8 protein-coding genes and 1 pseudogene are annotated in these 10,089 nt (G+C 63.5%); 6 read left to right on the plus strand and 3 right to left on the minus strand.

The window, feature by feature from the left end:
* Positions 1-583 (plus strand): glycosyltransferase family 9 protein (locus tag BEN49_RS06255; protein ID WP_141765621.1); only part of this gene is annotated, 583 nt, incomplete at its 5' end.
* A gap of 84 nt (positions 584-667) precedes the next feature.
* Here BEN49_RS06255 and BEN49_RS06260 read toward each other — a convergent pair.
* The 3 genes from BEN49_RS06260 to BEN49_RS06270 form a co-directional block, all read right to left on the minus strand.
* On the minus strand, positions 668-3,670 hold the full coding sequence (locus BEN49_RS06260) for a glycosyltransferase family 117 protein (protein ID WP_070742203.1): 3,003 nt from the start codon (positions 3,668-3,670) through the stop codon (positions 668-670).
* Between the two features lie 335 nt (positions 3,671-4,005).
* A complete protein-coding gene (locus BEN49_RS06265; RefSeq protein ID WP_070742204.1) occupies positions 4,006-4,389 on the minus strand; it encodes a T9SS type A sorting domain-containing protein in 384 nt (127 codons plus the stop codon).
* Between the two features lie 150 nt (positions 4,390-4,539).
* The gene (locus tag BEN49_RS06270) at positions 4,540-5,298 is read right to left on the minus strand and encodes a biotin--[acetyl-CoA-carboxylase] ligase (RefSeq protein WP_083325826.1); all 759 of its coding nucleotides are present in this window, start codon (positions 5,296-5,298) and stop codon (positions 4,540-4,542) included.
* Positions 5,299-5,364: 66 nt separating this feature from the next.
* Here BEN49_RS06270 and rsfS point away from each other — a divergent pair, with 66 nt between their 5' ends.
* From rsfS to BEN49_RS06295, 5 genes and pseudogenes are all read left to right on the plus strand, one after another.
* On the plus strand, positions 5,365-5,745 hold the full coding sequence (gene rsfS / locus BEN49_RS06275) for a ribosome silencing factor (RefSeq protein WP_070742206.1): 381 nt from the start codon (positions 5,365-5,367) through the stop codon (positions 5,743-5,745).
* A gap of 194 nt (positions 5,746-5,939) precedes the next feature.
* A complete protein-coding gene (gene ftsH, locus BEN49_RS06280) occupies positions 5,940-8,060 on the plus strand; it encodes an ATP-dependent zinc metalloprotease FtsH (RefSeq protein ID WP_070742207.1) in 2,121 nt (706 codons plus the stop codon).
* 394 nt (positions 8,061-8,454) lie between these two features.
* A complete protein-coding gene (locus tag BEN49_RS06285) occupies positions 8,455-9,138 on the plus strand; it encodes a LutC/YkgG family protein (protein ID WP_070742208.1) in 684 nt (227 codons plus the stop codon).
* Complete coding sequence (locus BEN49_RS06290) at positions 9,135-9,923, plus strand: UDP-2,3-diacylglucosamine diphosphatase (protein WP_070742209.1); 789 nt, start codon at positions 9,135-9,137, stop codon at positions 9,921-9,923. Before BEN49_RS06285 ends, BEN49_RS06290 begins: the two co-directional genes overlap by 4 nt.
* Positions 9,910-10,089, plus strand: a pseudogene (locus BEN49_RS06295) (hypothetical protein); the annotation flags it as partial. The gene BEN49_RS06290 and the pseudogene BEN49_RS06295, both read left to right, overlap by 14 nt.

Consider the following 10,089-nt stretch of genomic DNA (forward strand, 5'->3'; position numbering starts at 1 on the left):
CGCCGTGCCGCTGCGCCTGCCCGCCGCGGTGCACGAAGCCGCGGCGGCCGAGGCGGCGCGGGGGCCCTACCTCGTGCTGTTCCCCGGGGCCAGCGCCCGGCAGAAGCGCTGGCCTACCGCGCACTTTGCGCAGCTGGCGCGGGGCCTGCACCAGCACTTTGGGGCCCGGTACCGGCTCATCATCGCCGGCAGCGCCGCCGACGATGACCACGCCCAGCGCATCGTAAAGGCCGCCGGCCCGGGCGTGCCCTTGGAAAACCGCTGCGGCCAAACCGACCTGCCCGCGCTGGCCGCACTCGTGGCCGGGGCCCGGCTGCTCATCAGCAACGATACCGTGACGGCCCACTTAGCGGCCCAGGCCGGCGTGCCGCTGCTGGTGCTACTCATGGGCGAGAACTACGGCAAGTTCTTCCCATACCCCGCCGCTTTGCTGGGGGCCCCGTGCCGTTGCCTGTTCCCGCCTAGCCAAGAAGCACGCTTTGCCCAAGGCGATTTTAGCACCCCGGCCCGCGACCCGCAAATCGACCAAATCGCGCCCGCCCGGGCGCTGGCCGCTGCCATCGAGCTGCTGCCTTCGGTATAGAAAGCTGGTTGTTAATACCACGAAAAAGGGCCGGCTCGCATTGCTGCGAGCCGGCCCTTTTTCGTGGCGTGGGGCCCCAGGACCCTATTGCTGCTGGCCTTGCAGGTAGGGCTGGAGCACGGCAAATGCCTTTTGGGCCCGCACGGTGTCGCCGGCTTGCATGGCTGAGCGGTACACGTACTGGAGGTTGACGAGGTGCAGGCGCTGGTCGTAGTCGAAGAGGCTGCCGTCGGGGCGGGCGGCGTAGTACGACAGCATCTGGATGGAGCGGCGCGTCATGGTGTCGAGGATTTCGTCGGCGCGCTGCTTCTCGCCGCCCGCGATGAGGGCCGGCACCAGCTGCGGCGAGTAGTAGTCGTAGGGAATGGCCTTGTCGGGCATCACCTGCAAGCAGTAGTCGGCCACTTCCTTAGCCTTGGCCTTGTTGCCGCGCTCCAAGTACGTGTTGGCGAGGCGGGCGAACTTGTCGCGGTAGTTCGACGGGAATTTCAGGTTGTTCTCGTCGTAGAAAATCTTGTCGTTCGTCAGGCCGCGGTAGCTGAAGGTTTTCATCAGCTCGCGGTAGTTCAGGTCGAGGTCCACGTAGCCGTCCTCGCCCTGGGGCGTGTAGTTGGGGTCCTTCAGCGGGAGCAGGCGGTAGGCCAGGCCTTCGAGCTGGAAGTAGGGCTGGAGGTTCATGTAGTCGCTCGGCGTGACGGTGGAGCTGAAGTAGATCGGGCGCTTCCAGTTATTGGTGGCAATCATGTCGAGGATCACCAGATTTTTCTTCTCGATGCCGCGCTTGCCCATGCTCCAGTCCATGCGGTCCACGAGCTGGTTTTCGCGGCCCTTGGGTATGAGGCCCAGCTTCTTAAAGGCCGTCGTATCCACGGGCAAGTAGAAGTTGGGCGTCGGAAACGACATGATGCCGGGGCCGTCTTCCTGGTACTGCACTTGCAGCAGCGGGCTGTTTTGCTGCACCAACTGGATGAACTGCTTCACGTCCACTTCCTTCACGGCCGGGTTCTGGGCGAAGGGCAGGTAGTCGTTGGTGCCCTGCGCGTAGCCCTTCTCGCCCATGCTGATGGGCAGCGGCTGCGAGAGGTACGAGCGGCGCTTCATCTGCTGGATGTACCAGTCGGTGTTCAGGTAGCTGAGCACGGCCACGCGCACGTCGGTACGCACGCCCTCTACCTCCTGGGCGTACCAGAGCGGGAAGGTGTCGTTGTCGCCGTTGGTGAACAGAATGGCGTTCGGGGCGCAGCTGTTGAGCAGGTTCTTGGCCGAATCGACTGAGTTGTAGCGGCCCGAGCGGTCGTGGTCGTCCCAGCCCTGGGCCACCAGAATGCCTGGCGCCACCAGGCCCAGCGCAATGGCCACGGCCGCCCGAGGCCCCTCGCTCTTGATGACCGAGCGCAGCAAATCGGCCAGGCCCAGCACGCCCAGCCCAATCCAGATGGCGAAGGCAAACGTGGCCCCCGCAAACGTATAATCCCGCTCGCGCGGCTCCAGCGGCGGCTGGTTGAGGTACACGATGATGGCCAAGCCGGTGAGCAGGAACAGCAGGCCCACCACCAAGGCATCCTTGCTGTCGCGCCGGCTCTGGAAAAACAGGCCGACGAGGCCCAGAATCAGCGGGATGGCGAAGAAGTTGTTGTGGGCCTTGCTCATGCCGATGCGCTCGGGCAAGCTGCGGACGCTGGGGCTAAAGGGCGTCACCACCCCGGCCTGCTGCACATCGGACTCGCGCCCCACGTAGTTCCACATGAAGTAGCGCCAGAACATGTGGCCCATCTGGTAGCGGAACATAAACGAGAGGTTTTGGCCCATCGTGGGTTTCACACCTTCCTGAATATCAACCCATTTCTTGTACTCCTGGATGTGGTTCGGCTCGGGGCTGTAGAGGCGCGGGAGCAGCATCTTGTCCTCGTCGCGGTAGCCCGCTTCCTGGGGGCGGGGCAGGGCCTCGTCGTAGGTATTGGAGGTGGTGTTGCGCACGTAGCGCGGGGCCCCGGGCTCGTTGTGGTCGGGCTGGGCATTGAACTGGGGCCCGTAGAGCAGGGGCCGCGAGCCGTACTGCTCGCGCTTGAGGTAGCTCACGAAGCTGAGCACGTCCTCGGGGTCGTTCTCGTTGATGGTGGGGTGGTACGACGAGCGGATGGGCACGATGAGGTAGCTTGAATACCCAATCAGGATGAAGGTGAAGCACAGCATGGCCGTGTTCAGGAGCTGGCTCTTGCGCCGGAACGAAACCCGGAACCCGTACACCGTTAGGCCGATGAGGGCCACCACGAAGATGATCAGCCCCGAGTTGAAGGGCAGGCGCACGGTGTTCACGAAGAATACCTCGAAGTAGCCGGCCAGCGTGGGCAGGCCCGGAATGATGCCCACCAGCACAGCGGCCAGCAGCACCAGACACACGGCCATCACCGCCACAATACCCTTCACGTTGGGGTTGGGGTTGCGGCGGTAGTAGTAGATGAGGCCCAGGGCGGGCAGCGTGAGCAAGTTGAGCAAGTGGACCCCGATGCTGAGGCCGATGACGTAGGCAATCAGCACGATCCATTTGTCGGAGTCGGGCTCGGCGGCGTGGCCTTCCCACTTCAGCATCAGCCACACCACGGCCGCCGTGCACAGCGACGACATGGCGTACACTTCGCCCTCCACGGCGTTAAACCAGAACGAATCGGTGAAGGCAAAGGCGAGGGCCCCCACGGCCCCCGCGCCCAGAATGAGCAGCGTGTCGGTGCCGGTGGGTTCCTCGGTGGGCGTGTTCACGGCCGAGCGGCGCAGCACCAGCTTGCTGGCCATGCGGGTAATGCTCCAGAACAAGAATAGCACGGTGAAGGCGCTGCTCAGCCCCGAGAGGGCGTTCACGAGCACGGCCACCTTGGTGGGGTCGCCGAACGAGAACAGCGAGAACAGCCGCCCCAGCAGCAGGAACGTGGGGGCCCCGGGCGGGTGCGGCACCAGCAGCTTGTAAGCGCAGGCAATGAACTCGCCGCAGTCCCAGAACGAGGCCGTGGGCTCGAGCGTGCTGAGGTAGGTGGCGGCGGCGATGGCGAACACGAGCCACCCGACGAGGTTATTTAATCGTTGAAAACGCATAAAAAAAGTTGTGCGGCCCCGGCTCCGTGGGGGCCTGCGGACAAATCAGTAAGGGCCGGGCGCGGCTAGGAAAGCTCAAAAGTAGGCACGGCGGCCGGGCCGCCCGCCTGCTTGGCCCTGAGGTCCCGGTACGCCCATAAACACCGAAAGCAGCCGAGGGCTGCTTTCGGGAAACGAAGAAGTGCGGGCAGTGCCCATTGCGCCCCGGGCTGCCGGCTTTTCGCCGGCTGCCCGATAACCGCTGCGTGTAGCTGGGGGCCCTAAACCGGACAAGCCGCCGCAACGGTTAGCGGGCAGCCGGCGAAAAGCCGGCAGCCCGCCGCAACCCCAGGCCGTCAGTTTTGCAGCACCAGGCGCTTGGTGCTGGCCACCTTGCCGTCCACCACCAGGCTGTAGAAGTATAGGCCGCCGGGCAGGTCGGTCAGGTTCAGGCTCAGGCCGGGGAAGCTGATTTCGGGGCGCAGGGCCACGGAGCGGATTTCCTGGCCGATGACGTTGCTCAGGCGCAGCAAGTAAGCGGGGCCCACGGGCTGGCGCAGCTGCACCGTTACAAAGCCGCGGCTGGGGTTGGGGTATACGCTCAGGCCGAGGGCATCGCCGGGGCCCTGCACTGGGCCCGCCAGCAGCGCGAGCGGCTTGATGGTGCGGGCAACGGCCGGCTGGGCCCCAAGCAGGCCGGCCACAGCCAGCGCCAAAAAAAACGGGGTAAATATTTTCATTCTAAGGAAATTTAGCAAGCAGGAGGGAAGCCAATTACGCCAAAAGGCGCGCTGCGGACGTGCAAGATTGCGGCATCCGGCGGCGCTGTACTAAAATCAAGCACCGTGCCGGGTTGCCTGGGTAGATGCGCAAACCCGCCAAAAGGTTGCCTACACGTGCCGGATTTCCTGCAACCCGAACCGGCGCACCGCCCCGTCAATCTCCACCGCCAGCCGGCCGTCGGCGTCCACCCCCACAATCTGGCCGTGCACCCGCTGGCCGGCCACCTCGTAGGCGTGCGGCTCTTGGTAGCGGTAGAGCACCTGCAAATAATCGCGACGCAGGCCCCCCACCTGACCGGCCCGCAGTTGGAGGTAGCGCCGCTCCAGGCACTCGAGCAGGCGGGCGGCCAGGGCCCCCAGGTCGTAGGCCCGGCCGGTGAGGGCGGCCAGCGACGAGGCCGTGGGCACACCAAAGGCCAGCTGGTTCACGTTCAGCCCGATGCCCACCACGCTGTGTTGAATTTGGGCCCCGCTCAGTGCGTTTTCGATGAGGATGCCGCCCAGCTTCTGGCCGCCGTAGTACAGGTCGTTGGGCCACTTCAAGCGCAGGGCGGGGGAGGGCCCCAGCAGGGCGGTGGCCCAGTCGTGCACCGCCAGGGCCACTGCTTGGCTGAGCAGAAATTGCTGCCCGGCGGCCAGAAACGTGGGCAGCCACACCACCGAAAGGGTCAGGTTTTCGCCGGCGGCGGCCTCCCACTGGTTGCCGCGCTGGCCCCGGCCGGCGGTTTGGTGGCCCGTGGCCACGGTGCAGCCTTCGCTGGCCCGGTTTTCGCCAAGCAGCCGCTGGGCCTCCGCGTTGGTAGATCCGCACGCGGGCAGCCACAGCAGTTGCTGGCCCGTGAACAGGGTTTGGGGACTAATTTCCATCACCTTTGTTGTGTAACTTGCATTGAGGGCCCCGGCGGAACCGGGGCTCAAACCTAATTATACCTTATGAAAAGCACCTTGGTCCGGCAGGATTCGGACACATTGGCAGACGTAGTAGTACGCGGCATGCAGGACAAAAAAGCTTCTGACATCGTTGTGCTCAACTTAAAAGATCTGAAAAACGCCGTGGCGGATTATTTCATCATCTGCTCGGCCAACTCCGACACCCAGATCGATGCCATCGCCCGCTCGATAGAAGAAGAAGTAGAAAAAGTAACCGGCGACTACCCCTGGCAGACCGAAGGCCGCACCAACCGCGAGTGGGTGCTGCTCGATTACGTCGACGTGGTGGTGCACGTGTTCCTGCGCGACCGCCGCAAGTTCTACGCGCTGGAAGAATTGTGGGGCGATGCCCAAATTTCGTACGTCGAAGAGCTAACGGCCTAGCCCGGGCCCACCGCTTTGTTTTTAGGTGTTTTCGGGATGGATTTTGCTGCCGCCGGTGTTACGTAAATACCCTGGGGCCCCAACGAAAGACGCGCCGGCCGGTTAGCCCAAAATAAAACGTAGCTGGCCGCGTCTACCCCAGCGGGCCTTGGGCCCATTTTCGTAAAAATCCGTGCTTTTTAACCTCGTGTCTTATGTCTGATAAAACGCCTAGCGGCAATAACAAGCGGAAAAAACCCGCGCCCAACCCCACGCCCCGGCCCGGGGTGCAACTGTGGGTGCTGGCTGGCTTGCTCGTGTTCATGTTCGGGGTGATGTTCGTGAGCAATATCAACCAGCCCACCAAAATTAACCAGCAGAAATTCGAGCAGATGCTGGCCGACGGCGACGTCGGCAAGATTACCCTCGTTAATGAGAAGGAGGTCGACGTGTCGCTCATGCCCGCCGCCCTGGCCAAAAGCCAGTACGCCACCGAGCTGGTGCGCAAATCGCCGTTCGGGACGAGCAGCGACGCCCACTTTTACTTCCCCATCGTGGATGCCAAGCTGTTCCAGGAAAACCTCGATCAGCTTCAAAAAGAAACCCCCCTGCCCCAGCGCCTCGCCCTCAACATCGAGTCGCGAGAGGGCCTGGGCGACTTCATTGGCAAGTGGGGCCTGCTGGCCCTGCTCGTGGTGGGCTTCCTGTTCATGATGAAGCGCATGGGCGGCGCTGGGGGCCCTGGCGGCCAGATTTTCAGCATCGGCAAGAGCCGTGCGGCCTTGTTTGAGGGCGGCGACAAGGTGAAAATCACGTTCAAAGACGTGGCCGGCTTGGAAGAAGCCAAAGAGGAAGTGCAGGAGATTGTGGAGTTTCTCAAAAACCCTAGCAAGTTCACCGTGCTCGGCGGCAAAATCCCGAAGGGGGCCCTGCTGGTAGGCCCTCCCGGCACCGGCAAAACCCTGCTGGCCAAAGCTGTAGCCGGCGAGGCCGACGTGCCGTTCTTCTCGCTTTCGGGCTCCGACTTCGTGGAGATGTTCGTGGGCGTGGGCGCGGCCCGAGTGCGTGACCTCTTTAAGCAAGCCAAGGCCAAGGCGCCGTGCATCATCTTCATCGATGAGATTGACGCCGTGGGCCGCTCGCGCAGCAAGGGCAACATGCCCGGCGGCAACGACGAGCGCGAGAACACCCTGAACTCGCTGCTGGTAGAAATGGACGGCTTTGGCACCGATTCCGGCGTCATCATCCTGGCCGCCACTAACCGGCCCGATACCTTGGATTCGGCCCTGCTGCGTCCCGGTCGCTTCGACCGCCAAATCAGCATCGACAAGCCTGACATCAACGGCCGCACCCAGATTTTCCAAGTGCACTTGAAGCCGCTGACGCTGGGCCCCGACGTGGACGCCAAGAAGCTGTCGGCCCAGACGCCGGGCTTTGCGGGCGCGGAAATTGCCAACGTCTGCAACGAGGCGGCCCTCATCGCCGCCCGCCGCGACAAGAAGTTCATAACCAACCAGGACTTCACCGACGCCATCGACCGCGTGATTGGGGGCCTGGAGAAGAAGAACAAAATCATTTCGCCCGGCGAAAAGCGCATCGTGGCCTACCACGAAGCCGGCCACGCCATCGTGGGCTGGTTCCTGGAGCACTGCGACCCGTTGGTAAAGGTTAGCATCGTGCCTCGTGGCGTGGCCGCGCTCGGCTACGCGCAGTACCTGCCCCGCGAGCAGTTCTTGTACAACACCGAGCAGTTGATTGATGAGATGTGCATGGCCCTGGGTGGCCGCGCCGCCGAAGAGCTGGTGTTCGGCAAAATTTCGACCGGGGCCCTGAGCGACCTGGAGCGCATCACCAAGATGGCCTACTCCATCGTGACGATGTACGGCATGAACTCGAAGCTCGGCAACGTGTCTTACTACGACTCGAAGGGCCAGAACGAGTACGGCTTCTCGAAGCCTTACTCAGAAGCTACTTCGCAAATGATTGACGAAGAAGTTCGGACCATCATCGACCAGGCTTACACCCGCACCAAGGAGTTGCTCCACGAGCGCCGCCACGAGCTGGAGGTAATCGCCAAGGAGTTGCTGGAGAAGGAAGTGCTGCTACAAGACGACCTGGAACGCCTCGTGGGCAAGCGCCCCTACGGCGGCCAGACCAACTACCAGGCCCACATGGCCGGTACCGACCGCAGCGAAACCGCCAGCGAGCTGATCAACGAGCACGCCGGTGCCACCATCGGCAGCGACTTGCCCGAGCTGCACCTGCCTGGCCTCGAAAACGGCAGTGGCCCCAGCGAAGCCGCCGCGCCCAGCGGCAGTGCCGTAGCCGGCGTTTAGCTAGTCGATTATTTTAATAAAAAAACCCGTCTTCGATTATCGAAGACGGGTTTTTTTATTAAAATAATCGACTAGCGGTTAGCGCGGGGCCCTAAATTAATCGGTGAAGGAGTGAGTGAGACAAATCCAACCGGGGGCTAGGGTTAGCGACACCGGTGGTACTTGGTACGCCGGGTAGAACGAATGCAAGAAGTAAATGGTCATTTAATAGGCAAATAGCTAAGTGGAAATGAATTGAACTAATAGTTGTCGTAAATATAGGTGCTAAATCGATGCCGCGCCACTGTGCAAACCAGCAAAGTGTGGGGCCCCCATGCCGCTAGCCGGCTGGTCCGCTGGCGCGGGGTCCCCTGCGGTGCTGGCCTTATCTTTGCCATCCCATTTTCTCTATTGCATGGTTCCTGACTCTTCTGCCGCCGCGGCGCGCACCGCCGTGCTCGCCCGCATCCGCCAGGGGCTGGCGCAACCCGCGCCGCAGCCCCCCCGCCCCGATTTTGAGGCCCCGGTGCATCCGCCCCTGCCGGCCGACCTGGCCGTGGCCTTCGCCGAAAGCTTCGTGCGCGTAGGCGGCGTGTTCTTCTACTGCACGTCCGAAGCGCACTTCATCGCCCAGCTGGGCACCTACCTGAAGGAGCAGCAAATCGGCCGCCTCTTTGCCTGGGAAGCGGCGTTACAGCGCGTGCTTTATACCGGCCACGTGCCGTTTGTGGCCGACGAAACCGAGTTTATACCCCACGCCGACGCCAGCATTACCACCTGCGAAGCGCTGGTGGCCCGCACCGGTAGCCTGCTGGTGGCCCCGGCCACGGCCAGCGGCCGCCGCCTCAGCGTGTACCCCGACCAGCACCTAGTGCTGGCCCGCACCGGCCAGGTGGTGGCCGAAATCGGCGACGCGCTGCGTGGGCTGCAAGCCCGCTACGGCGCCAACCTGCCCTCGATGACCTCGCTCACCTCGGGCCCCAGCCGCACCGCCGACATTGAAAAGACCCTGGTGCTGGGGGCCCATGGCCCGCGCCGGCTGGTACTATTTCTCCTTGACGACGCGCCTGACGCCGGGGCCCCTGACGCTGCTGCATGAGTTTAGTGTCCCCCGCCTTGCCCCCGCTGGCCCTACCGCCCGGTCGCCGGGTGTACTTCGCTTCTGATTTTCACTTAGGTACGCCCGACGCAGCCATGTCGGCGGTGCGCGAGAAGCGCATCGTGCGCTGGCTGGATATGGCGGCCCGCGACGCGGCGGCCATTTACCTGGTCGGCGACCTGTTCGATTTTTGGTTTGAGTACCGCCACGCCATTCCGCGCGGCTTCATCCGGCTGCAAGGCAAGCTGGCCGAGCTGGCCGATGCGGGCCTGCCGATTTACATCTTCACCGGCAACCACGACTTGTGGATGTTCGACTACTTCACCGAAGAGCTGGGGATTCCCATCCTGCGCGCACCTGTCACGCAGCAGATTGGTAACCAGCTGTTTCACATCGGCCACGGCGATGGCTTGGGGCCCAAAGACCACAGCTACAAGGCCCTGAAAAAGGTGTTTACTTCTGACTTGGCGCAGTGGCTTTTTGCCCGGCTGCACCCCAACCTGGGCATCGGCCTGGCCAGCGGCTGGAGCAAGCGCAGCCGCATCCAAAACACGGCCGCCGACGCTAAGTATTTCGGTGAGGACGAGTGGCTGCTGGTGTACTGCCGCGAGCTGGAGGCCCGCCAGCACCACGACTATTACATCTTCGGCCACCGCCACCTGCCCCTCGATTTGGCCGTGGGCCCCGGCAGCCGCTACGTCAACCTCGGCGAATGGGTCAATTATTGCTCCTACGCCGACTACGATGGCAACGACCTGGTTTTGCGGTACTTTGAGCAACAGTAGCCGGCGCGCCACGCGCCTACTGGGGGCCCTGTTCCTAGCCGTGGGGGCCCTGGGGGCCCGGGCCCAGGCCACCGTGCCCAACGCCGCCTCGGTGGCCCCCGCCGCCGTGGTGGCCCCCGTGGAAGCCCCGCGCCCGGCCGCGCCCCCAGCGCCGGCCGAGGTGCCC

Origin of the sequence: Hymenobacter coccineus (genome assembly GCF_001816125.1) — a bacterium.
In the GTDB taxonomy this organism is placed as follows: domain Bacteria; phylum Bacteroidota; class Bacteroidia; order Cytophagales; family Hymenobacteraceae; genus Hymenobacter; species Hymenobacter coccineus.